Source organism: Actinoplanes sp. NPDC051405 (assembly GCF_055586185.1).
This window is the reverse complement of sequence record NZ_JBVJIR010000003.1, coordinates 361,032-387,240: the sequence shown is the minus strand read 5'-3', so window position 1 is coordinate 387,240 and position 26,209 is coordinate 361,032. Positions and strand designations below refer to the sequence as shown.

The 26,209-nt window shown below is 72.4% G+C and carries 22 protein-coding genes; 15 read left to right on the top strand and 7 right to left on the bottom strand.

What is annotated here, in order from left to right:
* Positions 1 to 46 precede the first annotated feature (46 nt).
* The gene (locus ACZ6S4_RS09665; RefSeq protein ID WP_465474480.1) at positions 47 to 916 is read left to right on the top strand and encodes a helix-turn-helix transcriptional regulator; all 870 of its coding nucleotides are present in this window, start codon (positions 47 to 49) and stop codon (positions 914 to 916) included.
* A 91-nt stretch (positions 917 to 1,007) separates the two neighbouring features.
* Complete coding sequence (locus tag ACZ6S4_RS09660) at positions 1,008 to 1,448, top strand: VOC family protein (protein WP_465474479.1); 441 nt, start codon at positions 1,008 to 1,010, stop codon at positions 1,446 to 1,448.
* Here the strand turns inward: ACZ6S4_RS09660 and ACZ6S4_RS09655 are convergent.
* Positions 1,441 to 2,352 (bottom strand): LysR family transcriptional regulator, encoded by a 912-nt coding sequence (locus tag ACZ6S4_RS09655; RefSeq protein WP_465474478.1) that lies wholly within the window; start codon positions 2,350 to 2,352, stop codon positions 1,441 to 1,443. The two genes, ACZ6S4_RS09660 and ACZ6S4_RS09655, sit on opposite strands and share 8 nt — an antisense overlap.
* Before the next feature lie 66 nt (positions 2,353 to 2,418).
* Here ACZ6S4_RS09655 and ACZ6S4_RS09650 point away from each other — a divergent pair, with 66 nt between their 5' ends.
* From ACZ6S4_RS09650 to ACZ6S4_RS09635, 4 genes are all read left to right on the top strand, one after another.
* Positions 2,419 to 3,204 (top strand): inositol monophosphatase family protein, encoded by a 786-nt coding sequence (locus ACZ6S4_RS09650; protein ID WP_465474477.1) that lies wholly within the window; start codon positions 2,419 to 2,421, stop codon positions 3,202 to 3,204.
* 28 nt (positions 3,205 to 3,232) lie between these two features.
* Positions 3,233 to 3,847 carry an NAD(P)-dependent oxidoreductase gene (locus tag ACZ6S4_RS09645; protein ID WP_465474476.1) on the top strand — a complete coding sequence of 205 codons (615 nt, stop codon included), beginning with the start codon at positions 3,233 to 3,235 and terminating at the stop codon, positions 3,845 to 3,847.
* A 142-nt stretch (positions 3,848 to 3,989) separates the two neighbouring features.
* On the top strand, positions 3,990 to 4,184 hold the full coding sequence (locus ACZ6S4_RS09640; RefSeq protein WP_465474475.1) for a hypothetical protein: 195 nt from the start codon (positions 3,990 to 3,992) through the stop codon (positions 4,182 to 4,184).
* Positions 4,151 to 6,916, top strand: coding sequence for a helix-turn-helix transcriptional regulator (locus ACZ6S4_RS09635; protein WP_465474474.1), 2,766 nt, complete (start codon positions 4,151 to 4,153; stop codon positions 6,914 to 6,916). The genes ACZ6S4_RS09640 and ACZ6S4_RS09635 overlap by 34 nt, the downstream gene beginning before the upstream one ends.
* 9 nt (positions 6,917 to 6,925) lie before the next feature.
* Here ACZ6S4_RS09635 and ACZ6S4_RS09630 read toward each other — a convergent pair whose 3' ends face one another.
* Both ACZ6S4_RS09630 and ACZ6S4_RS09625 read right to left on the bottom strand, forming a co-directional pair.
* Positions 6,926 to 7,894, bottom strand: coding sequence for a DUF1152 domain-containing protein (locus ACZ6S4_RS09630; RefSeq protein ID WP_465474473.1), 969 nt, complete (start codon positions 7,892 to 7,894; stop codon positions 6,926 to 6,928).
* Positions 7,891 to 8,553: a TetR/AcrR family transcriptional regulator gene (locus ACZ6S4_RS09625; protein ID WP_465474472.1), complete on the bottom strand. Its 663-nt coding sequence runs from the start codon at positions 8,551 to 8,553 to the stop codon at positions 7,891 to 7,893. The genes ACZ6S4_RS09630 and ACZ6S4_RS09625 overlap by 4 nt, the downstream gene beginning before the upstream one ends.
* Positions 8,554 to 8,681: 128 nt before the next feature.
* On the opposite strand from ACZ6S4_RS09625, the gene ACZ6S4_RS09620 reads away from it, so the two are divergent.
* On the top strand, positions 8,682 to 9,425 hold the full coding sequence (locus ACZ6S4_RS09620; RefSeq protein ID WP_465474471.1) for a DUF2306 domain-containing protein: 744 nt from the start codon (positions 8,682 to 8,684) through the stop codon (positions 9,423 to 9,425).
* A gap of 139 nt (positions 9,426 to 9,564) precedes the next feature.
* Here ACZ6S4_RS09620 and ACZ6S4_RS09615 read toward each other — a convergent pair whose 3' ends face one another.
* Complete coding sequence (locus tag ACZ6S4_RS09615; protein ID WP_465474470.1) at positions 9,565 to 11,274, bottom strand: alpha/beta hydrolase; 1,710 nt, start codon at positions 11,272 to 11,274, stop codon at positions 9,565 to 9,567.
* 157 nt (positions 11,275 to 11,431) lie between these two features.
* Here ACZ6S4_RS09615 and ACZ6S4_RS09610 point away from each other — a divergent pair, with 157 nt between their 5' ends.
* Together ACZ6S4_RS09610 and ACZ6S4_RS09605 are read left to right on the top strand one after the other, a co-directional pair.
* Positions 11,432 to 11,719, top strand: a complete 288-nt coding sequence (locus ACZ6S4_RS09610; RefSeq protein WP_433721002.1) for a hypothetical protein — start codon at positions 11,432 to 11,434, stop codon at positions 11,717 to 11,719.
* Positions 11,720 to 11,740: 21 nt separating this feature from the next.
* A complete protein-coding gene (locus ACZ6S4_RS09605) occupies positions 11,741 to 12,586 on the top strand; it encodes an alpha/beta fold hydrolase (protein WP_465474469.1) in 846 nt (281 codons plus the stop codon).
* 3 nt (positions 12,587 to 12,589) lie between these two features.
* On the opposite strand, the gene ACZ6S4_RS09600 is transcribed toward ACZ6S4_RS09605, so the two are convergent.
* On the bottom strand, positions 12,590 to 13,459 hold the full coding sequence (locus ACZ6S4_RS09600) for an AraC family transcriptional regulator (RefSeq protein ID WP_465474468.1): 870 nt from the start codon (positions 13,457 to 13,459) through the stop codon (positions 12,590 to 12,592).
* A gap of 123 nt (positions 13,460 to 13,582) precedes the next feature.
* On the opposite strand from ACZ6S4_RS09600, the gene ACZ6S4_RS09595 reads away from it, so the two are divergent.
* From ACZ6S4_RS09595 to ACZ6S4_RS09580, 4 genes are all read left to right on the top strand, one after another.
* Positions 13,583 to 14,269 (top strand): DNA alkylation repair protein, encoded by a 687-nt coding sequence (locus ACZ6S4_RS09595; protein WP_465474467.1) that lies wholly within the window; start codon positions 13,583 to 13,585, stop codon positions 14,267 to 14,269.
* Between the two features lie 97 nt (positions 14,270 to 14,366).
* Positions 14,367 to 14,795: a DUF6069 family protein gene (locus ACZ6S4_RS09590; RefSeq protein ID WP_465474466.1), complete on the top strand. Its 429-nt coding sequence runs from the start codon at positions 14,367 to 14,369 to the stop codon at positions 14,793 to 14,795.
* A 65-nt stretch (positions 14,796 to 14,860) separates the two neighbouring features.
* Positions 14,861 to 15,217 (top strand): YciI family protein, encoded by a 357-nt coding sequence (locus tag ACZ6S4_RS09585; RefSeq protein WP_465474465.1) that lies wholly within the window; start codon positions 14,861 to 14,863, stop codon positions 15,215 to 15,217.
* A 17-nt stretch (positions 15,218 to 15,234) separates the two neighbouring features.
* Positions 15,235 to 16,419 (top strand): RNA polymerase sigma factor, encoded by a 1,185-nt coding sequence (locus ACZ6S4_RS09580; protein WP_465474464.1) that lies wholly within the window; start codon positions 15,235 to 15,237, stop codon positions 16,417 to 16,419.
* Here ACZ6S4_RS09580 and ACZ6S4_RS09575 read toward each other — a convergent pair.
* Positions 16,416 to 19,691: a TIR domain-containing protein gene (locus ACZ6S4_RS09575; protein WP_465474463.1), complete on the bottom strand. Its 3,276-nt coding sequence runs from the start codon at positions 19,689 to 19,691 to the stop codon at positions 16,416 to 16,418. The genes ACZ6S4_RS09580 and ACZ6S4_RS09575 overlap by 4 nt on opposite strands.
* Before the next feature lie 131 nt (positions 19,692 to 19,822).
* Between ACZ6S4_RS09575 and ACZ6S4_RS09570 the strand changes: the two genes are divergently transcribed.
* Positions 19,823 to 20,296, top strand: a complete 474-nt coding sequence (locus ACZ6S4_RS09570) for a hypothetical protein (RefSeq protein WP_465474462.1) — start codon at positions 19,823 to 19,825, stop codon at positions 20,294 to 20,296.
* Here the strand turns inward: ACZ6S4_RS09570 and ACZ6S4_RS09565 are convergent, their stop codons facing one another.
* Complete coding sequence (locus ACZ6S4_RS09565) at positions 20,297 to 23,284, bottom strand: AfsR/SARP family transcriptional regulator (RefSeq protein WP_465474461.1); 2,988 nt, start codon at positions 23,282 to 23,284, stop codon at positions 20,297 to 20,299.
* A gap of 442 nt (positions 23,285 to 23,726) precedes the next feature.
* On the opposite strand from ACZ6S4_RS09565, the gene ACZ6S4_RS09560 reads away from it, so the two are divergent.
* Entirely contained in the window at positions 23,727 to 26,153 is a 2,427-nt protein-coding gene (locus tag ACZ6S4_RS09560; protein ID WP_465474460.1) for an immune inhibitor A domain-containing protein, read from the top strand.
* Positions 26,154 to 26,209 lie beyond the last annotated feature (56 nt).

Genomic DNA, 26,209 nt, shown 5'->3' with positions numbered 1-26,209 from the left:
CTGCCGGACCTACCCACGGTGGTCCGGGCCGCGGCACACTTGCGGCATGAGCAGCCCGCACCCGTACGCTCGTGAGCTCGGCGATTTCCTGCGCGCCCGGCGCAGCAGGTTGCGCCCGCACGACGTCGGCCTGGAACCGGGCGGCCGGCGCAAGGTCACCGGGCTGCGCCGTGAGGAGCTGGCCCTGCTCGCCGGGCTGAGCACCGACTACTACCAGCGGATGGAGCAGGGCCGGGAGGTACGCCCGTCCGACGAGGTCCTGGAGGCCCTGGCCGGCGCGCTGGCGCTCGACGACGAGGAACGCCGCCACCTGTTCACGCTGGCCTACGCCGCTCGCCGGCCGATGCCCGCCCGGCCGGAGCACGGCGCGGAACGGGTGCCGGACAGCACCCGGCGGCTGCTGCGGGTGATGGACACCCCGGCGGTCGTGCTCGGCCGCCACCTCGACCTGCTCGCCTGGAACACGATGGCGGAGGCGCTGCTGGGCGACCCGCACGGCTACCCGGCCGACCGGCTCAACATGCTGCTGCTGATGTTCGACGACACCCGGACCGGCGAGCGGAGCTGCCCGGACTGGGAGCGCCAGGCCCTGGACTACATCGGCATGATGCGCGCCGCCGTGGCCACCGACCCCACCCATCCCCGCGCCACCGCGATCGTCGGGGAGCTGAGCATCCGCAGCGCCGAGTTCCGGCGGCTGTGGGCCCGGCACGACGTCCGCGAGTCGGTCAGCGGCACCAAGACCTTCCCGGTCCCCGAGGTCGGCGACATCGTCCTGGACTGGGACACCTATCCGCTGCCGGGCAACCCCGGCCCGGTCATGCTCATCTGGACCGCGGAACCGGGCAGCGCCGACGCGGACCGGCTGCAGCTCCTGGCGTCGTTGCACGCGACCCGCTCCGCGCACTCCCGCTGAAAAGATCGGCGCGGATGTCGAGAACGGCGTGGCGGCCGCGTCCCCGGGGCGGAGACGGTCATCCTGGCCGTCCGGGACCGAGGAGACCAGCATGACGATCCAGCGGATGGACAACGTTCTCATCGTGGTCGAGGACCTTGACGCGGTCATCGCGTTCTTCGTCGAACTCGGCCTGGAGCTGCAGGGCCGGGGGCCGGTCGAGGGGCCCTGGGTGGAGCAGGTCATCGGGCTCGCCGGCGTCAAGCAGGACATCGCGATGCTGCGGACCCCGGACGGCCACTCCGGCGTCGAGCTGGCCCGGTTCCACACCCCGAAGGCGATCGGCGCCGAGCCGCGCATCGCCCCGGTGAACACGCTGGGCATCCGCCGCATCATGTTCGCCGTCGACGACATCGACAAGGTGGTCGCCCGCCTGCTCGCCCACGGCGCCGAGCTCGTCGGTGAGGTGGTGCGGTACGAGGACGTCTACCGGCTCTGCTACCTCCGCGGCCCCGAGGGCATCATCGTCGGGCTGGCCGAAGAGCTCAGGTAAGGCCGCCGAGGACCGCGCGCAGCACGTCGCGGGTCTGCTCGCGGAGCCAGGCGTGGCCGGTGTCGGTGTCGTAGCGCTGATGCCAGTTGCCCACGATCGGCACCGGCGGCAGCCGCAGCGGCTCCGGCAGCGGTGCCACGGCCAGCCCGAAGGCCGCGATGAGCGGGCGGCACATCACCTCCGGCACGGTCACGACGGCGTCGCTGTGGCCGGCCACGTGCAGGGCGGTCGCGGTGGTGCCGACGGCGGCCAGCACGCGGCGGTGCAGGCCGTGCGCTTCGAGCAGGTCGTCCACGGGGTCGCTGAGCCGGCCGCGGCGGGAGACGAGCAGGTGCGGCTGAGCCGCGTACGCCTCAAGATCCAGACTCCCGGCGTACGGGTGATCACCGCGCAGCACCACGACGAGCCGGTCGTGGCCGACGGTCTCGGTCCGGATCTCCGGCAGGTCCGGGGTCGTCGCGCCGATCTCCAGATCCACCCGGCCGTGCCGCAGGTCGTCGGTGTCCACGGCCGTCTCGGTCAAGAACCGCACCCGTACGCCCGGCGCCCGCTCGGCGATCGCGGCCAGCAGTGGCGCGGCCAGCGCCGTGGTCAGCGCGTCGTGGCACTGCAGCGTGAACGTGCGTTCCAGCGTCGCCAGGTCCAGGTCGCGGCTCGGGGCCAGCACCGCGCCGGCCTGCCGGACCAGCCCGCTGACCTGCTCGCGGACCGCCAGGGCGTACGGGGTGGGCGTCATGGTCCGGCCGGTCCGCACCAGGATGTCGTCGCCGGTCAGCTTCCGGATCCGCCCGAGCGAGCGGCTGACCGCGGGCGACGACAAGTGCAGCCGCTCGGCCGCGCCGCGCACGCTTCCCTCGACGAGCAGGGCGTCCAGCGTCGTGAGCAGGTTCAGATCCAGTTGCATGCGGGTAAACGTTAGCTTAAAGAGAGTGCACTGTACTTATCTGATCGCCGGGCCAAGACTCAGGTCATGACCGATGACCTGCTCTCCACCACCACCGATCTGGTCCGGGAAGCCGGCGCTCGCCTGCGGGGCTTCTACGCGCCCGGCAACCGCGTCGCCACCGAGGACCAGCTGTTCGCGGGCCTGCGGCGGCACGACGCCGCCGTGGCCGACCTGCTGCGGCCCGCCCTGCTCGCCGCTCTGCCCGGCTCCGGCTGGGAGGAGGACGAGCACGCCACCGGCCCGATGGCCGGCGGCGACCGGTGGGTCGTCGACCCGGTCGGCGGCAACCTCAACCTGGTCCACGGCATGACCGACTGGAACATCGGCGTCACGCTGGTCCGCGACGGCCGCCCGGACTTCGTGGTGCTCCTCGCGCCCTGGTCCGACGAGTTGTTCACCGCGGTCGACGGCGGCGGGGCGTACCGCAACGGCAGCCGGATGACGGTCTCCGCCAAGACCGACCTGGCTCTCGCCCTGACCGGCACCGGCCAGGCCCGGCCCAGCCACTCGGCTGAGGTGGCCCGGCGCGTCGGCACCTCGATGACCGCCATGCTGCAGCACGCCCTGTACGTCCGCTCGTCGGTGCCGGTCGGGCACGAGCTCAGCCAAGTGGCGGCCGGACGGCTGGATGTGCACTGGCAGTTCGAGAACGTGCGGTCGCACATCGGCCCGCTGCTGCTGGTCCGGGAGGCCGGCGGCGTCGTCACCGGCTTCGACGGCAAGCCGTGGGAGCTCACCAGCACCGGTTACGTGGCCGCCGCGCCCGGTGTGCACGCCGCCGCCCTCGACGTCCTGCAACGCACGCTCTGACCCTCCACTGTGATCGAGGAAGACTGCCATGCGCATTGCCGTACTCGGCGCCACCGGCGCCACCGGGACTTTGCTGGTCACCACCGCGCTCGAACAGGGGTTGGCGGTGACGGCCATCGCCCGGCGGCCCGGACGCGTACCCGCACGGCCCGGGCTCACCACGGTCGCCGCCGACGTGCACGACCCTGAGTCCATCGCGCGGGCCGTCGCCGGATCCGACGTACTGCTGTCCGGGCTCGGTGTGGTCAAAGGCGATCCGCCCGGGGTGCTCACCGCCGGCGCCAAGGCCGTCGCCGCCTCCGGCGTCCCCCGGGTCGTCTGGCTCGGGGCGCTGGGCACAGGCCCGTCGGCCGACGTCGCCGGCCCGCTCACCCGGACCCTGCTCAGCGTCTTCCTGCGGGACGAGGTCCCCGACAAGGTGGCGGCCGACGCCACGATCATCGCCGCGGGCGGGACCGTTTTCCACGCCGGCATGCTGACCGACGGCCCGCTCGCCCCCGGCCGGCGCACCCTGACTCTGGATCAGGCCCCAAGACGGTTCTTCCCCGGCCGGGTGAGCCGGGCGACGGTCGCGGCGGCCATGGTCGAGGAGGCGGTACGGGGACAGTTCCCCGGACAGACCGTCACGATCAGCAGCACCTGAGAGCAGGTCCCTAGGTATGCCTAGGCGGCTCGCGGGCCCCGCCTGAACCAGGGCGACCGCCAAGATAGGTGATCGTGTCCGATGTGACAGCTCCCCCGCCGGCCGAGGATTGATCCATCACCGGTTGACGAGGAGAAAAGCCATGATGATGCACCCGGACATCCTGTTGGACCTGGCCCACGACCGGCACCGTGAGCTGGTCGCCGAGGCGGAGCAAGGGCGCCTGCTCCGCAGCGCCCGGCGGGCCCGCCGGGCCCGCAAAGCCGCGGTCGCCCGCGGCCGTCCCACCGGTACCCTGGCGTCGTGCGAACCATCCGCGGCGGTGCCAGCCCGGTGATGATCGGGCGGGAGAGCGAGCTGCGCCGCCTGGCGCGGCTCGCTTCGGCGCGTGAGCCGGCGGTCGCGCTCATCGCCGGCGAGCCCGGCATCGGCAAGACCCGGCTGGTGCACGAGCTGCTGGCCGGGGTGCCGGCGGAGACCGTGGTGCTGGTCGGCCAGGCGGAGCCCGGCTCGCTGTCACGGCCGTACGAGGTGCTGCTCGACGCCATCGACGGCCACCCGGACATCGACGAGGAACAACTGGCCACCCTGGCGGACCCGCGGCGCAGCCCGGTCGAGCGCCTGCACATCGGGCTGGCGATCCTGGCCGACCTGATCGGCGACTCCCCCGCCGTCATCGTCTTCGAGGACCTGCACTGGGCCGACTCGGAGAGCGCGGCGCTGTTCGAGCGGATCGCCGACCAGCGCGGGCCGCGGCTGCTCATCGGGACGTACCGGCCGGACGAGGTGACCCGCCGCCAGCCGGTGGCGGGACTGCTGGCCCGCACGGAACGCCGGCACGCCGTCACCCACGTGCGGCTGGACCGCCTCACCCCCGCGCAGACCGCGGCGATGCTGGCGGCGGCCACCGGCTCGCCGGCGCCGCTGCGCGCCGCGACGGCGCTGCACCACCGCACCGGCGGCAATCCCTTCTTCCTGGAGGAGCTGCTGCGCGCGCTGCCCGGGTACGACGTGGAGGCGCTGGTCGAGCAGCCGTTGCCGTGGAGCCTGGCCGACGTGCTCCGCCGCCAGGTCGACGACCTCGACCCGCTCAGCCACCGCATCGTCGAGGCGGCCACCGTGCTGGGCCACCGCATCTCGTTCGACCTGCTGGCCGACGTGACCGGTACCGGCGAGGACGAGCTCATCGCCGCGCTGCGCGACCTGGTCACCAGCGGCGTCCTGGTCGAGTCGGGCGAGGACGAGTTCGCGTTCCGGCACGCCCTGGTGCGCGAGGCGATCGCCGATCAGATGCTCGGCCGGCAGCGCCGCCGGCTGCACGAGGCGGCGCTCGACGTGCTGCTGCGCAAGGGCGACGCCGGCCTGATCGCGAACGACGGCGGGGCCGACCCGGCCATGGTGGCGCACCACGCCCGCGGCGCCGGCCGGTACGACGACATGATCGCCGCGGCCCGCCGCGGCGCCGCCCTCTACCTCTCGATCGGCTCGGCCTACCAGGCCCTGCAGCTGGCCGAGATGGGTCTCGACGAGGTGCCCGACGACACCGAGCTGCTCGCCGCCGCGGCCCGGGCCGCGTGGCTGGCCGGACTGCTGGACGACGCCCTGCGCTACGGCCGGCGCTGGCGGGACCTCGCCGGCACCTCGACCGACCGGGCCGAGTCGCTGTACCTGCTGGTCCGCATCGCCTGGGAGTCGCGCGAGACCGACGAGATGCGCACCCTGACGCAGGACATCGAGACGCTGATCGCCCAGCTGCCGCCCGGCGCCGACCAGGCCCGGGCGATGACCGCGATCGCCCAGTCGGCGTACCTGCGCGACGACGCCGACGCCGCGCTGTACTGGTCCGGCAGTGCCCTGGCCCTGGCCGACGAATTCGACCTGCCGGCCGTACGCCTGGCCGCGCTGCTGGAGAAGGGCTCGACCCTCACCGAGCGCCCGCAGACCGCCGCCGAGGGCCGGGAGATCCTGTCCGGTCTCGTCGACGAGGCCGAGAAGGCGGGCGAGTGGGTGCTGGCCGCCCGCGCCCTCAACAACCTGGTGCACGGCGAGCCGCCCACCTCACCGGCCGAGCACGCCGAGACCCTGGAACGGATGCGGATCGACGCCGAGCGGGCCGGCTTCGAGTCGCTCGCGGTGGCCACGTACTTCCAGGGCCGGGCCCGGCTGGCGATCCGGGCCGGCGACCTGGATGCCGCCATCGCGGCGCTGGAGAGCGGACGCGAGCAGGACCGCGGCTACCGGCGCCGGGGCCGCTGGGCCGATTACCACGGGGTCTTCCTGGCCGGGCTCTACCTGGAGGCCGGCGAGCTGGACCGGGTCGAGCAGCTCATCACCGACCTGGCGGCCCTGACCGACAACCCGCCGACCACGATCCCCGGCCTCGCGTTCAACCTCGCCTGCCGCCGCGCCGACCGGCCCCGCGCCGAGGGGGCCCTGGACGAGCTGATCACGGCCTTCGCCGGCGAGACCTGGCGCAGCGGCGAGCAGGCCCACGACCTGATCTCCGCCGCCCTGGAGATCGGCCTGCCGCCGCACCAGCTCGACCGGATGGCCGCCGCGCTGCTCGACGAGGACGTGTGGGACGCCTACCGCACCCTCGTCGACGCCCAGCTCGCCGAGGCGCGCGGCCGGCACGCCGAGGCGCTCACCGGCTACCTGTCCATCACCGAGGCCCACATCCTGGGGCCGGCCAACCGCGGCAGCGTCCGCGTCGGCGCCGCCCGCTGCCTCCTCGCGGAGGACCGGCGCGAGGAGGCCACCGCGCAGGCCGAGGCGGCCGCCTCCCTGCTGGCCGGGTGGCGGGGCTGGCGGGTGGACCAGCTCGCCCGGGTACGCGCCCGGCTCGGCATGGCCCCGGTCGACGCCCCACCGGCAGTGACCGGCCCGGCCGCGCTGACACCCCGCGAACGGGAGGTGGCCGTGCTGATCAGCGACGGGCTGACCAACACGGAGCTGGCCCGGCGCCTCTACATCTCACCGAAGACCGCCGCCGTGCACGTGTCGAACATCCTGCGCAAGCTGGGCGTCCCGTCGCGTACGGAGGTGGGCGACCTCGTCGGGCGGCACTGACCAGGGTGGTCAGTGCGGATACACGCGCGGGATGCGGGGCGAGATCTCGGCCCGGAACTGCTCGATCCGGCCGGTCACCTGACGCCGGCCCCAGGTGTTCTCGAGGCGGTCGATGTACAGGCACCGGGCGGCGAGCTTGTCGAGGTCGACGGTGAAGTACATGGCCATCAGCGGATTGACGAACAGGGTGCTGCCGCTGGTGCGCCGGGTGAACTGGACGTCGCCGAAGTCGCCTCTGGTGGCCGCGGCGATCTGGCCGTGGACGATCGTCGGCCGCTCGGGCGTGGCGGCCTGCGCATGGGCGACAGCATCGCGGTACAGCTCCGCCTCGCGGCTGGCGCCGGGGATGGACAGTGCCCCGAGATAACCGCCGTCCCGGGCGAGGGCGGCGAGGTTCTCCAGCACCTCGACGTGGTTGACGCCGTCGTGGGCGTCGATCCCGAAGCCGAGACAGGTCACCAGCTTCACCGCCACGTCCAGGCCGGCCACCGCGGCGAGGCTCGTGATGTCCTCCACCGGTGTGCCGAGGTTGCTCTCGTCGCCGCGCAACAGGATGTCGGTGCCGCCGTCGACCAGCACCACCGCGTCGATGTCCAGCTGGTCGATCAAGTGCCGGTAGCCGTCCCGCAGGCGTTCGACCCCGAGCGGCGGGAACGCGTACACCGTCGAGGGCAGGTCCTGATCCGCCAGCCACCGGGCCAGTGTCCGCTCGGGGAAGTACCAGTCCGTGCTGGCCGAGTCGGGCGTCACCACCGCGACGTTCTCGGCCGTCCAGCTGTCCCGGTCGAGCAGGACGAGCTCGGAGAAGGACAGGTTGGCCAGGTGCACCTGGACGCCGCTGCGCCACAGGGCCAGGGCCAGGGGCAGGCCGGCGTACACGTCGAATCCGCCGCCGGCCCCGGCGATCAGGACGTTGCGGGCCGGAGCCAGCGCGGCGAACAACGGCGGGGTGGTCAACGAGGTGCCGGATTCGATCACGGGCGTACCAGTCCCGCGACGAGGACAGCGAGGGCGTCGTCGATGGCCGTCTCCTTCTCCTCGGCGGTCAGTTGCGGCAGCAGGTCGAGCAGCATGATGGACAAGCCGTGCACGGTAGCCCAACTGGCCGTCACCGCTCGACCCGTGTCCTCGGGACGCAGGCAGCCCGCCTCGACGAGCCGGGTGAGCGCGCGCTCCAGGAAGACCTTGGGCTTGGGCCGGTCGTCCTCGTCCCCGGACGTGTCGGCGGGCTCCGCGGGTACGCGGATCCCGGTGGGATCACCGCCCATCGCGGTGCGGAACAGTCCCGGCTCCGTCAGCGCGTAGTGCACGTAGGCCCGGCCGACCTCGCGCAGGTAGGTCGTCGCCGCCTGCCGCGCATCATCGGGTTCGGCCGGGGCCACGCCGTCGAGGTGGGCCCGCATGGCCACGGCCATGTCGCCGCGGGCCCGCTGCGCGACCGCCTTCTTCAACGCCGTCAGGGTCGGGAAGTGACCGTAGGCGGAGTTGGGCGCGACCCCGACGACCCGGGCCACCTCCCGCAGGACCAGTGCTTGCGGGCCGCCCTCGCGGGCGAGATCGATCCCGGCCCCGATGAGGGCGGCACGGAGATCGCCGTGGTGGTAGGTGGCCCGCTTACGAGGGCGTTTCTCGACCATGGCCAGATCCTGGCACGCGCCGCCGGAGCGCTCCGCGAGGGTTGACAGTCGAAGTCACCCACCGCAATACTCACACTGTCCAGATTGAGGTCGCACGATGCGAAAGGTGGCTGGGGATGGATTCGTCAATGACCCGACCGGTGGCCCGGCGGCGGCACGGTTCCCGGGTGAGCTGGACCGTGGTGACGCTGACCTCGCTGGCGATCACGGGATTCTTCGTCGGCCAGTACGCCGCCGGCAGCCTCGATGCGCTCGCGGCCAGGGAGGTCGGCCTGGCGTCGACCTATGCGCAGCGGCCGGCCCTGGTCCAGGTCGCGTTCTACCTGCACATCGTCTCGGCGGGCCTGGCCCTGGCCGTGGGCCCGTTCCAGTTCGCCAAGGTGATCCGGCGCCGCTACCGCGCCGTGCACCGCTGGATCGGGCGGACCTACCTGGTCTCCGTCGCGCTCGGCTCGGTCTCCGGCCTGGTGATGGCGTTCTACAGCTCCGCGGCGTTCGTGGGATTCTTCGGCTTCGGCACTCTCGCGGTGCTCTGGGCGTGGACGTCCTACCGCGCCTACCGGGCCGTCCGCGGCGGTGATCTGGCCAGTCACCAGGCCTGGATGATCCGCAGTTTCGCGCTGACGTTCGCGGCGCCCACCCTGCGGCTCTGGCTCGGCGTGCTGATCGGCGTCCAGCTGCTGGCCGGGCGGGGCGCCGAGACCGACATCGACCAGCTGCTCGGCAATGCCTATGCCGCCGTGCCGTTCCTGTGCTGGCTGCCCAACATCGTCGTGGCCGAGTTGCTGATCCGCCGCCGGAATCTTCCCGGACTGCGGTTCTCACCGTCACCGACGCCGCGCCTGATGACCCGGGCCACGGCCGAGGCATGAGCGCCGCGACCGACCTCGGCCGGCGCTTGATCGATGTCGTCGCCTCGATCGTGCTGACTGCCGTTCTCTGTGGCGGAGCCGCATTGACAGCGCCGGCCCGCGCGGGCGGGGCGGCCGCAGCCACCCCGCCCACGGGCGGTCACATCGCCGGGGTCAGCACCGACTCCGGGATCAGCGTGGCGACCGGCGGGCGCTGCTTGCCGGTCGGCGAGGACAGAGTGGTGGCCTCGCCCGGCGGCGGCAGCGGCTCGGTGAACGGCTGCACCGAGTCCGTGCAGACCGTGCCCTTGGCGGGCGGCGTTCCGGTCAGCAGATAGTTGTCGATCGCGGTGGTGGCGCACACGCCCGAGCCGTACGCGGTGTGGCCCCAGTTGTTGCTCGACAGCAGCCGCGAGTTCGGCAGCAGCCGGCTCGACGAGACGGCGCCCTGGTAGTTCGTCGCCGGGTCCCAGAAGTTGCCGACGACCAGCACCGGGGCGGCGGTCCGCTTGGTGAACGGCCCGCGGTAGGCGTCCTCGTCCTGGACCGTCCACGTCTTGTGGGCGCACTGGCTGTCGATCCAGCCCCAGGCCCGGCCGAAGTACGGCGCCCGCTGGTCGCGGCGGGCAGTGGCGGCCGGCCAGAGCTCGGCGTTCGCCGGGTGCCGGCCGTCGGTGCAGATGACGGCGCTGCTGGCCTCGAAGCCGTTCTGGTACGGGAAGTCGTACCCCCGCTTGGTCGCCTTCGCCGCCCGCGCCCGTTCGGTCAGTGCGGCGGTCGAACCCGCGTTCAGTGCTGCCCACACCTCGGCGGCGATCTCGGTGACCACCTGGCCGGCGTCGACGCCGTAGAGCGAGCCCAGGATCGCGCTGACGAAGACCGCGTACGTGACGGTGAACGTGCCGCCGGCGCCGTCCGGCAGCTCCAGCGGCTCGGCACGAAGCCGGCGGGCGATGGTCTCGAAGTTCCTGACCGGGTCGCCGTCGGCGAAGACGCAGAACTTCTCACCGGCCCGGTCGCAGCGCTTCAGGATCTCGATCAGCGCCCGGTACGCGCCGTCGGACGAGCGCAGCCGCTCGTCGAGGATCTGCCGGGTGTTGCCGACCCAGTCGATCGGGTTGAGCACGCCGTCCACGGCCAGCGCGCGGAACCGGTCCGGGAACATGTTCGCGTAGTACTGGCCGAGCGCGCTGCCGTAGCTGAAGCCCAGGTAGTTGAGCTTGCGGTCACCCACGGCGCGGCGCATGACGTCCATGTCGCGGGCCACCTCGGCGGTGGACATCGCTCCGGCGAGCGGCCGGCCGGTGGTGGAGCAGGCCTTACCGAGCCGCTTCGATCCCTGCACGTACCGCTGCTCCTCGGTCTTCGTGACCGGGAACGGCACGTTGAGCAGATCGAGGACCGCGGTCTGGTCCTTGACCGACTTGAAGCAGCGGAGGTTCGCGCTGGCCCCGATGCCGCGGGGGTCGACGCCCACGATGTCGAAGCGCTGGAGCAGCGAGTCGCTGAGGAAGTACGGCGCGAACTGCACGAAGTCGGTCGCCGATCCGCCCGGGCCGCCGGGGTTGAGGAACAGGCTGCCGATCTTGCGCTTCTGGTCCTTGGCCTTGATCCGCAGAATGGCGATCTCGGTGGTCGCGCCCTTGGGCTTGTCGTAGTCGAGCGGCAGCTGAGCGGTCGCACACTCGGCGATGTCGTAACACTTGTACCAGCCGAGCTTGGGCGTGGGCACGGCGTCGACCCGCCGGCTCTCCGCCGTGCTGGTGCGCTCGGCGGCGGCCGGGGCGGCCGACCCGGGTGCGGCGGCGACGCCTGCCAGCACGATGCCGGCCAGCGCTGCGGTCAGTAGTCGGTGCGTCTTCGATGACATACGGACGACCCTTCTGACGGTGGCTCGCGGCGGCGGTGCCGCGACCCCCGGCATAGTAAGGCGTCGATGCCACGCTGAGTGATCATCTGTTGCTCCACGGCGTTCGGGCCGGTGGTGTTCCCCACGCGGGGGCCTGCGCGCGATACCCTGAGCGCATATGGCTACCTTTCGCAGTTCCTCAACGCTTGTCTCCGCCGACGGCACCAGGACGCCCGGCACCGCCGCGCTCTTCGCCGAGCCCAGCCGCCGAGGCGGCATCCCGCCGTGGGCGGGCGACTTCCGGCCGGCCAACGACGCCGGCTACGGCCCCAAGAACGCCATCGGCAAGACCTTCACGCTGGAGCTGCCGGACGGCCGCACCGGCAAGGTCGTGGTGCAGAGCCTCAAGACCGGCAAAGGCGGCGTCACGCTGGCGCTGATGGGCGAGGACGCGCCCCCGTTCTGATCGGCGGGCGGGGAGTTGGGCATGCATTCCACGTTCCGTACGCCCGGCGGCGTCACGCTCGGGATCGAGCACTTCGGTGATGCGGCGGCCCCCCTCGTGCTGCTCGCCGGCGGCACGACCATGCTCTCCTGGCCTGACTCGCTGTGCTCGGCCCTCGCGCGCGGCGGACGTCATGTCGTGCGCTACGACCTGCGTGACTCCGGTGCGTCGTCGACGGTTGATCCCGACGCGCCGGCGTACACGTTGCGCCATCTTGCCGCCGATGCCGCCGCGCTCGCCCGCGGGCTGGACGACCGGCCGGCGCAGCTGGCCGGCATCGGCGTCGGCGGGATGGTCGCCCAGGTCGCCGCGCTGGACCACCCGGCCGCCTTCTCGGCCCTCACCCTGGCCGGCACGCGGCCGGGGGCCCCGGGCCCGGTCGACGACGACCTGCCCGACCACGACGCGGCGACGATGAGCCGGGCCTTCGCGCTGCCGCTGCCGGACTGGTCCGACCGCGCCGCCGTGGCGCAGAGCGCCGCCGCCCGCGCGGAGATCCTCGGCGACGACCCGGCCGCGGCCCGCGCGACCGCCGAGCGGATCTTCGACCGTACGCCGGACCCGCGGCCCGCCGTGCAGATGGCCAACCAGCTGGCCATGGTGTTCTCGAAGCTCGACTGCGGGCCGCGCTGGCGCGAACGTCTGCCCGAGCTGAAGATCCCGACGCTGGTGGTGCACGGCCGCCGCGACCCGTTCTTCCCACTCGGCAACGCCGAGGCCCTCGCCCGCGAGATCCCCGGCGCCCGGCTGCTCGTGCTCGACCGGGCCGCGACCAAGATCCCCGACGCCGCCGCCGACGAGGTCGCCGCGGCGATGCTCGCGCTGTAGGGGTCAGGCGGGTTCGACCGGTAGCCACAGCTCGCAGGTCGCCGTGCTGAAGTCGTCCGCGCGCTCGAGGACAGCGACGATCGAAGGGCCCGGCCGGAGCCGCCAGGGGTTGGACGGGAACCATTCGGTCGCGGTCGCGGCCCAGGCCTCCTGCAATGCCGTCGGATGCGGGCCGGCGGTGCGGAAGACCGCCCATCTGCCGGCCGGTACGCCGATGGCGTCGAGGTCCTCGGGCACCGCGGTGTCCTCGGAGACGGCGACTCCGTGCAGGTAGGTGAGTTCGCTGCCTTCGGCACTGTCCGGGCCGAGGTCGTCGGTGACCTGCAGCAGGCCTTCGGGCTCGGTGTCGCCGAGGGCCTTGAGCCGGCCGTGCTCCTCCGGCGGCAGCGCGGCGATGTGCTGCTGGATGTGCGGGTTGACGCCCCGGTGCAGCAGCGGGACCCGGGCGGCGTGTCCGACGAGCCGGAACGCGGGCCGGTCGACGATGCTCGTGTGCATGGGGATGCTCCCTTCGACGGTCAGGCGGAACCTGAGCTGTGGTTGTGTGCGAAGGGGGCCGCCGTGACGCCGGACGTCACCCGGGCCGGCACCGTGGACCGCCCGGAACGCCCGGCCGAACGCCTCGGTGGAGCCGTACCCGTGCCGGACGGCGATGGTCAGCAGATCGTCCTCGCCCCTGACGACGTCGGCAGCGGCGACCGTCATGCGACGCCGGCGCACGTACTCCGACAGCGGCATGCCGGCCAGCGACGAGAACACCCGGCGCAGGTGGTACTCGGTCGTGCCGAGCTCCTTGGCTGTCGTGGTGACGTCGAGTTCCCCGGTCAGGTGGTGCTCGACCAGGTCGACCAGCCGGTTGAGTGCCGCGATCACGAGGCCTCCCTTCGAGATCGATCCTGGCCCGCGGCGTCCCGGCGGCGCCCGATCATCGGCGTCCGATCCGATCATCCGCCCCGCCTCGTAGGCTGACACCCCAGGTGAGGAGGTGAGGCCGAGGTGGCTGACACGACAGTGGACGAGGTGCTGGCCGAGCTGGCCGCGCTCGAGGACCCGAAGGTCCGCGCGGTCAACGAGAGACACGGTGACGATCACGGGGTGAACCTCACCAAGCTGCGCGCGGTGGCGAAACGGCTGAAGGTCCAGCACGACCTCGCGCGGCAGCTCTGGGAGACGGACGACACCGCGGCGAAGCTGCTGGCCCTGCTGATCTGCCGGCCGAAGGCGTTCGGACGGGACGAGCTGGACGTCATGGTGCGCCGGGCGCGTACGCCCAAGGTGCACGACTGGCTCGTCAACTACGTGGTCAAGAAGAGCCCGCATGCCGAGGAGCTGCGCCTGGCCTGGTTCGCCGATCCGGACCCGGTGGTCGCGAGCGCCGGCTGGGCGCTGACCACCGAACGGGTGGCGAAGAAGCCGGCCGGCCTGGATCTCGGCGGGCTGCTCGACATCATCGAGGCCGGGATGAAGGACGCCCCCGACCGCCTGCAGTGGGCGATGAACCACTGCCTGGCCCAGATCGGGATCGAGCACGCCGGGCACCGCGCCCGCGCGATCGACATCGGCGAGCGGCTCCAGGTGCTCAAGGACTACCCGACGCCACCGAACTGCACGTCGCCGTTCGCGCCGATCTGGATCACCGAGATGGTGCGCCGGGAAAAATCAGGCCCGGCAGAAAAGTTCTGAGAATCTTCGGCGGAGTCGTCGATCGGGGCGGGCCCTTTTCGTAGCCCTGATGAGAGGCCGGCACGGAGCCGGCCCCGCGGACCGCCCGGAGGGCATCATGACCACCACCGCCACCACGACCGCCACCACGACGACCCGTACCGCCGGCTCCGACGTCGCCGCCCTGATCGGGTTCGGGGTCGCCGCCACCGCGGCCGCGAGTGCCGCCACCATGGTCGTCGCCGCCGCCGGTGACGCGGCCGGGGTCAGCCTCGACGTGGGCGGCGCGCCGATCCCGGTCTCCGGTTTCGGCGTGCTGACGACCGTGTTCTCGCTGGTCGGCGTGATCCTGGCCGCGGTGCTGGCGCGTACGGCCCGGCACCCGCGGCGGGCCTTCGTCCGCACGACCGTCGTGCTGACCGTTCTCTCGCTGGTCCCGGACGTGATCGTGGACGCCGCGCCCGGCACCAAGGCGCTGCTCATGCTCACCCACCTGGTCGCCGCCGCGATCGTCATCCCGGTCATCGCGCGGCGTCTGCCGGCCTGATCCGGCGACACGCACCCCCAGCTTCTGTCACCATTCCAGCTGTCTATTCACCGGAGGAAAGAATCATGAAGCAGTACATGCTCGCCGTACACATGGTCGAGGGCGCGCCGACCCCGTCGGCGGAGGAGATGCAGCAGGCCTACTCCCAGGTCGACAAGGTCAACAAGGAGTTGCAGGCCGCCGGCGCGTGGGTCTTCGGCGGGGGTCTCCTGCCGGCCGACAGCGCGACCGTCGTGCGGGCCGACAGCAGCGGCACCACCATGACCGACGGTCCGTTCGCCGAGACGAAGGAGCAGCTCGGCGGGTTCTGGGTGCTGCGGTGCCAGGACCTCGACGAGGCGCTGAGCTGGGCCGCCAAGTGCTCCGCGGCCTGCATGGGCCCGGTCGAGGTGCGGCCGTTCGAAGACGAGCCCGAGAGCTGAACGGGCGGCCCGCCGGCATGGACATCGACGGCGTCTACCGGGCGGAGTACGGCCGCTGCGTGGCGACGCTCGTGCGCCTCCTCGGCGACATCAGCCTCGCCGAGGAGGCCGTCCAGGACGCGTTCGCGGTGGCCCTGGAGAAGTGGGACACCCTGCCGCCGAACCCGGGCGCCTGGATCGTGACCACCGCCCGCAACCGGGCCATCGACCGGCTCCGCCGGGAATCCACCCGCGAGGCACGGCACGCCCAGGCACTGCTGCTGCACCAGCCGGACGAACCCCAGGAGGTGGGACCGGTGCAGGACGACCAGCTTCGACTCATCTTCACCTGCTGCCACCCGGCGCTCGCCCCCGACGCGCGGACCGCTCTGACCCTGCGCCTGCTCGGCGGGCTCGAGGTGCCGGAGATCGCCCGGGCGTACCTGATGCCGGAGGCGACCATCGCCCAGCGCATCGTGCGCGCCAAGAAGAAGATCCGCGACACCGGCATCCCGTACCGGGTGCCGGGTGCCGAGGAGCTCCCGGACCGGCTGCCGCCGGTGCTGACCGTGCTCTACCTCATGTTCAACGAGGGGTACACGGCCACCAGCGGATCGCTGATCAGGACCGACCTGTGCGCCGAGGCGATCCGGCTGGCGCGCGAGCTCGCCGCGTTGATGCCGGACGAGCTCGAGGTCGTCGGCCTGCTCGCCCTGCTGCTGCTCACCGAGGCACGCCGGCCGGCCCGTACCGGTCCCGCGGGTGAGCTGGTGCTGCTGCCGGACCAGGACCGGTCACTGTGGAACCGGGCGCTCATCGCCGAGGGGCATGACCTGGTCCGCCGGTGCCTGCGGCGCAACCGGCCGGGCCCGTACCAGATCCAGGCGGCGATCAACGCCGTGCACACCGACGGCCCGGCCACCGACTGGCAGCAGGTCCTGGCGCTCTACGACCAGTTGCAGGCGCTGGCGCCGACCCCCGTGGTCGCGCTGAACCGGGCGGTCGCGGTGGCCGAGGTGCACGGGCCGGGGCTGGCGCTGGCCGCACTGGAGCACCTCCAGCTGCCGGGGTATCACCTGCTGCCCGCGACCCGGGCCGACCTGCTGGTCCGGCTCGGCCGGGTGCGGGAGGCCGCGGCCGCCTACGACGAGGCCATCACCCTGGCCGGCAACGAGACCGAGCGGGCCTTCCTCCAGGACCGGCGAGCCGGCCTCGGCCCTTAGGGAGCACAGGTACGGCGGTAGGCCAGCTCAGGAATGTGCCGGGCCCACTCGCTCCGGCTGAGGCCGCGGCCGGTGATCGCACAGGCGTATCCCGCCGGGTCGTTACGCAGGCTGTTCAGCTTCGCGTAGCTCCACAGCGTGACGGTCACGGTGTCGCGGGACTGCCCGGTCACCGCCAGCGTCTGCCCGTCGCGCCGGAACGTCACCTCGCGGGCCTCACCCCCGAGGCCGGACGGGATCGTGGCGACCCGGATCGGCTCGGCCGGCTTCGCGGTGTCCCACAGGTTCACCGTGTTGTCGCGGCCCCCGGTCGCCATCGTGCGCCCGTCCGCGCTGAAGGCCACCGACTCGACTCCCCGGAAGTGGCCGCCCAGAATGGCCAGCCGGTGCGGATGGACGCGATCGGTGACGTCCCACAAGATCGTCCTGGAGTCGAAGCCGGCGCTCGCCAGCGTCCGCCCGTCCGCGGTGAACGCCACCGACTGCACGAAATCACTGTGCCCGGTGAGCGCGGCGATCCGGACGGGGCGGCTGCGATCGGCCACGCTCCACAGCGTCAGGGTGCGGTCCTCGCCGCCGACGGCCAGCGTCCGCCCGTCCGGGCTGAACGCCAACGCCGTACCGAAGCTGTTGCCGCCCAGGGTGGCCCGCAGGACCGGCCGCTTCCGGTCGGTCAGGTCCCACAACATCATCGCGGTGTTGTCCGCGACGACGGCGAGGGTCCGCCCGTCGGGGCTGAACGCCATCGCGTTCGTCCCCAGCACGTACTCCGGCAGCACGGTGAGCGTCACCGATCGGTCCGGCCGGGCCACCTCGGAGACCGTCAGCCGGCCGTCCTTCGATCCGACCGCCGCCACCGTGCGGCCGTCCGCGCTGAACGCCACCGATCGGACAGCTCCGCTGTGGACGGTGACGTCCGCACCCGGGACGGGACGGGCCGGGTCGGTCACCTTCCACGTCCTCGCCCGGCCGTCGGAGCCGGCGGCGAGCAGGGTACGGCCGTCCGGGCGGAAGACGGTGGCCCGGTTCGAGCCGCCCGCGACGGCGAGCGCGGCCAGCCGGTCCGGGGCGGACCGGGGCGTCACGTTCCACATGGTCGCGTTGCCCGAGGTGTCGGCGGTGACGAGCGTCCCGGCGCCCGGGCCGAAGGCCAGCGTCCGGATCCCGGCGTTGGCCCGCATGCTGGAGATCACCGTACGGCCGTCCCACACAGTGACCGTCCCGTCCTCGTCACCGGCGGCCATCATCCGCCCGTCCGGGCTGAGGGTGATCGCGCTGATGGTCCCGCCGAGGCTGGGGATGCGGTCGTACGCTCCCCAGTCCGGCTCGTCGGGCGGCATGTCCGGGGGCTGCGGATCGTCGTCCAGGGCCCGGATCCCGTCGCGGATCTCGTCCCGGCGCGCCTGGATGTCGTAGTAGGCGACCGTGCCGTCGAAGTCGCCGATGATCAGCTTCTTCGAATCCGGGGTGAACACCATCGGGGATCCGCCGAAGCCGACGACCCCGCGCAGCGCGATCGGATCCAGCGGATCGGTCATGTCGTAGACGGGAACGAACCGGCCCTTGTCCACGATCAGGGTGCGCCCGTCCGGGCTGAACGCGAGATCCTCCACCGGGTACGGCACGAAGCCGTCCAGCCTGGTGATCAGCTCAGGCTCGGTCCGATCGCTGGTGTCCCACAGGCTGGTGATCCCGGACCGGTCACCCGTGACGAAGGTCTTGCCGTCCGCGCTGTACGCCAGCGAGCGGACCGTGCCCTCGTTCGCCAGCGTGGCGAGCCGGACCGGACGCGACCGGACCGCCACGTCCCACAGGACCGCCTTGTCCTGCGCGCCCACCACGGCCAGCGTCCTGCCGTCCGGGCTGAACAGCAGGGACCCGCCCTTCGCGGCCCGCTCGCCCAGCGTGGCGAGCATCGACGGGTTCCGCCGGTCGGTCACATTCCACAGCGTCACCCGGCCGTCGCTGCCGAGCGCGGCCAGGACGCCGTCCTTCGCGTACGCGGTCCAGGTCGTGTTCCTGATCGAGCCGGCGTAGTTCGTCGCCGTGATGACCCCGGCGAGCTCCTTGTGACTCTCGGCGTCGGGCCGCAGCTCGTGGGCGGCCGCGCCGAGCATCAGGGCCGTCTTCGGGTCGTCGACGATCGACGCCTTGGCCCGGATCATCAGTCGCCGGCTGACCGCGATCCGCTGCTGCTCGTCGGCCTTGGCCTGCTGCCGGTCGGCCTCCGCGGCCGCTTCCCGGGCCAGCCGCCGCTGCTCCTGCGCGACCTTCGCGAGCCGCCGCGCCTCCTGCTCCATCTGTTGCGCGCGCTCGGCAGCCTCCTTGGCCAGGCGCTGCTGCTCGCGCGTCCGGGTCGCCGCCCGGTCGGCGAGCCGCTGCTGCCGCCGGGCCTCCGCGGCCGCCGCGTCGGCGAGCTTCTGCTGCTCCTGGGCCAGGCGTTCGGCCTCGTCCGCCGCGGCTGTCGCGTCGGTCGCCCGGGTCCGCTGCTGCTGGGCCAGATCCTGCTGCTGCTTGGCCAGCTCCTGCTGCCGCAGCGCCTCCTGCGCGGACCGCTCGGCACTGCCGCGCTGCACTTCGGCCACCTGCTGCTGGCGCAGTGCCTCGGCCGCCGCGGACCGCGCCCGTTCCGCGTTGCGCACCGCCGACATGCCGGTCACCGCGGCCAGCATCGTCAGCAGCACCAGCGTCGCCACCGCACCCGAGCGCAGCCGCCGCGCCCGGCGATGCTGCCGGACGTCCTCGCCTTCCAGCTCGTCCTTGCTCACCCCGTGCATCGGGGCCGCCAGCTGTGCGATCCCGTCGCGGAAGCGGGAATGCTGGAGGCTGAGGTGCTCGCTGCCGCGCGCCCAGCGCAGGTCGAGGAACAACGGCTCCTCGTCGAACACGCCGCGCAGCGCCGCGGGCACCGCCGTGGAGTCCTCGGTGAAGTCGTGCCGCTCGGTGTCCCACTGCCATTCGCCGTCGGTCACCACGGGCAGGATGTGGTCCGCCGTCTTGGTGGCGATCCAGTGCTCGATCTCCCGGTTCACCCACGGTGATCCGGCGGCCTCCGGCGAGGCGAGCAGCACGAAGTATTCGGAGCCGTCCAGCGCGGTCTGGATGGACGACCACAGCGCCGGGGTCACCGACAGGCCGGTCTGGTCCCGGAAGATCCACAGGGCGCGCCGACGGTGCCAGGGCTTCGCCAACCGGTGCAGACCACGCTGCACGGCGGGCGCGAGACGCCCGTCCGCGGCGTGGCTGTACGAAATGAACCCATTGAAGGTCATGACACGGTCCCCCGGCAGTCGGCACGTCCAGCGACGACAGATTGTCCATGCCGGCGTCCCCCGGGAAAAGGCGGGAGACCGTATCGTCATGGTGCTTCTACAGGTCGACGAGCCTTCGTACGGGGGTCGGGGTGCGGTTCGGTGTCACCGGTCATCAGATTCTCCCGCCGGAGATCGTTGACTGCGCGGAGGACCACTGGCGCCGGGTCCTCCCGGCCGGCGCGCAGCTGTACGGGTTGTCGAACCTCGCCGACGGCGCCGACCAGCTGTTCGCCGCCCACGTGCTGGCGGCCGGCGGCACCCTCGAGGTGATCCTGCCGTGTGAGGGCTACGCCTGCTCGCTGAGCGGGGCCGGCAGCCGGGCCCGGTTCACCGAGCTCAGGCGGGCGGCGGCGACGGTCACCACGATGCCCTATCCGGAGCCCAGCGAGCAGGCGTATCTCGCCGCCGGTCAGGCCCTGGTGGATCGCTGCGACCATCTCTTCGCGGTCTGGGACGGCCGGCCGGCCCGCGGTCTCGGCGGCACGGCGGACATCGTCACGTATGCCCGGACCCGTGGATGCCCGGTCACCGTGCTCTGGGTCGACGGTGTGCTCCGGGTGTGACTACCGGCCGGGAGTCGCCGTCGGCACTTCGAGGCTCGGCGCGGCGGGCACGGCCAGCTCGCCGAAGAGGCCGCGGGCGAGCTCGCGGTGCGGCCCACCGGTGACGTCGGTGGCGGCGATGCCGTCGTGCGCGCGGGCCTGCTCGAACCGGTCGCCGATCTCCCGCGCCAGCAGCAGCGCCTGGTCGTGCTGGTGCCGCGCCTCCTGGTCGTCACCGGCGGCGCGCAGCACCTGGCCGAGGTCGTTGAGCGCCTCGGCCTCGCTGGCCCGGTCCCCGATCCGGCGGTGCAGCAGCAGAGCCTGCCGCAGCTGACCGGCCGCCTCGGTGAGCCGTCCGACCCGGGCGTACACGGCGGCGAGGTCGGTGAGGACGTACGCCTCCGCGGTACGGTCGCCGGCCTGCCGGACCGCGGCGAGGCTCTGTTCCAGGTGGACGCCGGCCCGTTCGAGGTCGGCGGGCTGCTGGGTGAGCCGCGCGAGCAGGGAGAGCACGTACGCCTCGCTGAACCGGTCGCCGAGCCGCGCGAAGAGCTCCAGGGCCGACCGGAGACGTCCGGCCGCCTGGGCCTCGTCGCCGAGCCGGGCGTCGACCAGGCCCAGCCGCACCGAGGCGTCGGCCTGCCCGGCCTCGTCGCCCAGCTCACGGTAGTGCGTCCAGGCCCGCCGATAGTGCTCCGCGGCCTGCCGGTAGTCGCCCAGCCGCCAGTGGACGCTGCCCAGGTTGCGCAGCGCCACCGCTTCGGCGGCACGTTCGCCCAGGTCGGCGTAGAGCAGCAGGGCCTGCCGGTAGGTCTCGGCCGCCTCGTCGAGCCGGCCCTGCCGCCGGTGCAACCGGCCCAGATCGGACAGCGCCCGGGCCTGGGCCTCGCGGTCACCGAGGGCCCGGGCCGCGGACACAGCGGCCGCGGTCACGGTGACGGCCTCGGCGACCGGGCCGCCGGCGTCGAGGTAACGGAACATGGTCGCCGCGATGGTGACGGCGTGCCGGTACCAGCCGTGCGCGGCACCGTACGTGCAGGCGGCGGCCAGGTTGGGCCGTTCCGCCTCGATCCAGCTCCGGGCCGCGTCCGGGTCACCGCCGGCCGCGGGGTCGTCCGGGTGCAGCGCGTTCATCGCCGCGATGGAACCGGCCAGGTAATGGTCGAAAACCCGGGTCAGCGCGGCCTTCCGCGCCGGCGCCGGGTCGTGCTCGGTCGCCAGTTCCGCGGCGTACGCCCGCAGCAGGTCGTGCATGCCGTACCGCCCGCCCCGCCCGATGTAGACCAGGCTGGCCCGGACCAGCACGCCGAGCAGCCGCCGCGCCTCCCCCACGTCCGTACCGGTCAGCGCGGCCACCGCCGCGACGTGCACGATGTCGCCCGGATGCAGGCCGAGCAGCCGGAACGCCCGCGCCGCGTCAGCGGGCAGATTCTGATACGACCACGAGAACACGGCCCGGACCGCGGCCCGCGGATCGCCGCCGGCGTCGAGCAGATCCAGCCGCAGCTGATGGTCGCCCAGCTCGGCGACCAGCTCGGCCAGCGAGACATCGCTGCGCGCCGCGGCCAGCTCGGCGGCGATCCGCAGCGCCAGCGGCAACCGGGCGCAGGCCGCGGCCAGGTCGGCGGCGACGGACGGCTCCCGGTCCACCCGGGCACCGATCAGCCGGCGCAGCAGGCCCACCGCGTCGGCCAGCGGGAGCAGATCCAGGTTGACCCGCTCGGCGCCGTGGACCGCCACCATGCCCGGCAGGGAGTCCCGGCTGGTGATCAGCACCAGGCACGAGCCGGTGCCGGGCAGCAGCGGCCGGATCTGCTCCACCGACGAGGCGTTGTCGAGCAGCACGAGCATCCGGCGGCCGGTCAGCTCGGACCGGTAGCGGCCGGCACGCTCGTCGGTGCCCAGCGGCATCTCGGGACCCCGTACGCCCAGCGCGGTCAGGAAACCGGCCAGCGCGTCGGCGACTGCCACGGGCTGCTCGGCGTCGTAACCGCGCAGGTTCACGTACAGCTGGCCGTCGGGGAACGCCTCCCGTACGCGGTGCGCCCACCGTACGGCCAGGGCGGACTTCCCGACCCCGGCCGTGCCGGAAAGCAGTGCGACCGTCAGCGGCGGCTCGTCGCCCTCGGGCGGCGCCAGCAGGCGGTCCAGCGCGGCCAGTTCACCGGTACGGCCGGTGAAAGCGCGCACGTCCGCGGGCAGCTGGGCCGGCACCGTCGCGGGCGCGGCGACCTGAACCGCCGCAGCCGGGGTGTCGGCGGCCGGGGCGGCCAGGGTGGGGTCGGCGGCGAGGATGCGCTCGTGCAGCCGGCGCAGCCCGGCGCCGGGATCGCTGCCGAGCTCGTCGGCGAGGCGCCGCCGGATCAGCCGGTACTGCTCGTCGGCGTCCGCCTGACGGCCGCACCTGTACAGAGCCAGCATCGACTGCTCGGCGAGCCGCTCGTCCAGCGGATGCTCGGCGACAGCGGCCGCCAGCGCGGGCAGCAGCTCACCGTGCCGGCCCAGCCGGAGCAGCACGTCGTTGCGGTCGAGCTCGGCGGCGAACCGTTCACCGAGCAGCAGCCGCCGCATCCCGTTCAGCCACGGGGTGTCCAGGCCGGCGAAGGGCTCACCGCGCCACAGGCCGAGGGCCTGCTCGATCAGCTCGGTGGCCGACCGGTCGGAGTCCGCCGCCCGGGCCTGGGTGACGAGCCGGCGGAAAAGGTGCAGATCCACCGCCTGCGGATCGACGGTCAGCACGTATCCGCCGGCCCGGCGCTCGATGGTCACCTCGGCGGCATCGGCGACGGCCCGCCGCAACCGGGACAGATAGCTGTAAAGCGCGCCGGTGGCCCGTTGCGGGGCGTCAGCCCCCCACACCCGGTCGATCAGCTGGTCGACTGTGACCGGCCGGCCGGCCTCGACGAGCAGCACGCCCAGCACGGAGCGCTGCCGAGCATGCCCGAGCTCGACGGGCCGGCCGCCGACGCGGGCCTCCACGGCGCCGAGCACCCCGAACTCCGCCGCCAACTGACCTCAGCACACCCTTCGCCCGAACGCGTCCCACCAGGGGATTCAAGAAATCTACAAGGAACCTGACCAGTCTCCCATGCTTCGCACAAGGTCCGCCGACGACCATTGGATCCGTTGCAGGGAACAGGTCGCCCTCGCCCGGTTACGCAGCGCGTACGGGGGAATCGGGACGTTGAGGTGAGACCAAGAGCGACGGGCGACCTGCCCTGCGACAAAAGCCGGGCTGACCGTGTGTGTACCGGTATAGCCGACGAGTCGCTTGTTGCTCTGGCCGGGCAGCGCCGCGCAGCCGACCCGGCCGAGGTCTTCCCTTCCGAACTCGTCGATGTCTACGTTCCTTCACAGGCCTTGTACAGGTCCACATTCGATCCGGCCCGTCCTGCCTGATCGGCGGGGGCGGCATGACGATCGCGGAGGTTCGTCCGTGCGAAAAGCCTTGGTGGGATTATTGAGCCTGAGCCTGGCATCCGGGGTGGGCGTCTCGCTCAGTCCGGCGGCGGTGGCGGCTCCGCCAGCCGATACAGCGGCGGCGGTGCCGTCGAAGAACGAACCGGGCGTGGCCAGCGACGAGCTGGTCAGCCCGCTGGAGAAGAAGCGCCGCACGCTGCGGGACAAGGCGGTCAGTGACGTCCTGTCCGGGCGCGCGAAGCTGGAGAAGCGCAACGGCAGCACCGTCGTCAAGGTCGGCCAGGCCGCCGGCGGTGGCGCTTTCGGCGGCGAGGCGCGCAACCGCCGCGGCGCCAAGGACAACCGGGACCAGTACGTCGAGCTGGCCCGGGAGCAGACCGACCGGATCTTCGTCATCCTGGCCGAGTTCGGCGACGAACGTGACCCGCGCTTCCCGGACCAGGACACCGACCCGAGCACGCCCGGACCGCAGCGCTTCGACGGTCCGGTGCACAACCAGATCCCCGAGCCGAACCGGGCTGTCGACAACACGACCGTCTGGCAGGCCGACTACAACCGCGACCACTACCAGAACCTCTACTTCGGCGAGGGCCGCAACGTCGAGTCGGTCAAGACCTACTACCAGACGCAGTCCTCCGGCCGGTACAGCGTGGAGGGCACGGTCACCGACTGGGTCAAGGTCAGGTACAACGAGGCCCGGTACGGCCGCTCCGGCGACGACCCGACCGACGCCAACGGCGACGACCCGAACGTCTGCTCCAGCAACGTCTGCAACACCTCCTACGACCTGGTCCGGGACGCCGCCAACCAGTGGGTCGCCGACCAGGAGGCCCGCGGGCGGACCAAGGCCCAGATCGCCGCGGAGCTCAAGACCTTCGACCAGTGGGACCGGTACGACTTCGACGCCGACGGCAACTTCAACGAGCCGGACGGCTACCTCGACCACTTCCAGATCGTGCACGCCGGCGGCGACGAGGCCGACGGTGACCCGTACCAGGCCGAGGACGCCATCTGGAGCCACCGCGCCTTCGCGTACGGCGACGACGAGGGTGACCGCGGCCCGGCCGGCAACCTGCTGGGCGGCACGGAGATCGCCGACACCGGCCTGTGGATCGGCGACTACACGATGCAGCCGGAGAACGGCGGCCTCAGCGTCTTCGTCCACGAGTACGGCCATGACCTGGGCCTGCCCGACGACTACAACGTGCTCACCGGCGGCACCAACAACAACGAGTACTGGACGCTGATGGCGCAGAGCCGCCTCAACGGCAAGGGCGAGCCGCTGGGCACCCGCCCGGGCGACCTCGGCGCGTGGAACAAGCTGCAGCTCGGCTGGCTCGACTACGAGACGGTGGTGGCGAAGCAGAAGCGCACCTTGACCCTCGGGCCACAGGAGTACAACAGCAACAAGGCGCAGGCGGCCGTCGTGGTGCTGCCGAAGAAACGGGTGACCACCGAGTTCGGCGCGCCGTTCTCCGGCTCCCGGCAGTACTTCTCCGGCAACGCCGACGACCTGCGCAACTCGATGACCCGGCAGTTCGACCTGACCGGCGCGACCGATCCGACCTTGTCGTTCAAGGCCCGCTACAACATCGAGGAAGGCTTCGACTACCTGTACGTGCGGGCGTCGCTCGACGGTCAGCGGTGGACGGCCCTCGACGGCACGGTCAACGGGCAGCCGTTCGGGCGGGACGGGGCCAACCCGCCGCGACCGGCGATCGACGGCAGCACCGACAACCAGTGGGTGGACGTGTCCGTGCCGCTGGACGCGTACGCGGGCCAGAACGTCTACCTCCAGCTCTACTACCGCACCGACGGCGGCTTCTCGGCCGGTGGCTTCTTCGCCGACAACATCCAGGTCACCGACGGTGGCACGGTGCTGTTCAGCGACGACGCCGAGGGCACCACGCCGTGGACGCTGAAGGGCTTCAGCACCGTGGGCACCAGCTCCACCGGCGACTACGACAACTACTACATCGCCGGCCACCGCACGTACGTCTCCTACGATCGCTATCTCAAGACCGGCCCGTACAACTTCGGCTTCCTCAACACGAAACCGGACTGGGTCGAGCACTACTCGTACCAGCAGGGTGTGCTGATCTCCTACTGGGACCGGTCGCAGGTGGACAACGACACCAACTGGCATCCGGGTCAGGGCCGCAACCTCTACATCGACGCCCACCCACAGCCGCAGTACCGGCTCGACGGCCTGCCGTGGAGCGCGCGCATCCAGGTCTACGACGCGCCGTTCGGGCTCCGCAAGGCCGACTCGTTCACGCTGCACATCAACGGCCAGCCGTCGTACCTGCGGGGGCAGGCGGCGCAGCCGCTGTTCGACGACACCAAGAAGTACTTCTACGAGGAACTGCCCAACCACGGGGTCAAGCTCCCCGCGGTGGGCGTGAAGATCCGCGTACTGGAGGAGAACGGCACCTCAGCCAAGATCCGCATCTCGTGATCCACTGAGGCGTCACACGGTGCCCGGGCGTCCCGCCCGGGCACCGTCGTGTCCGG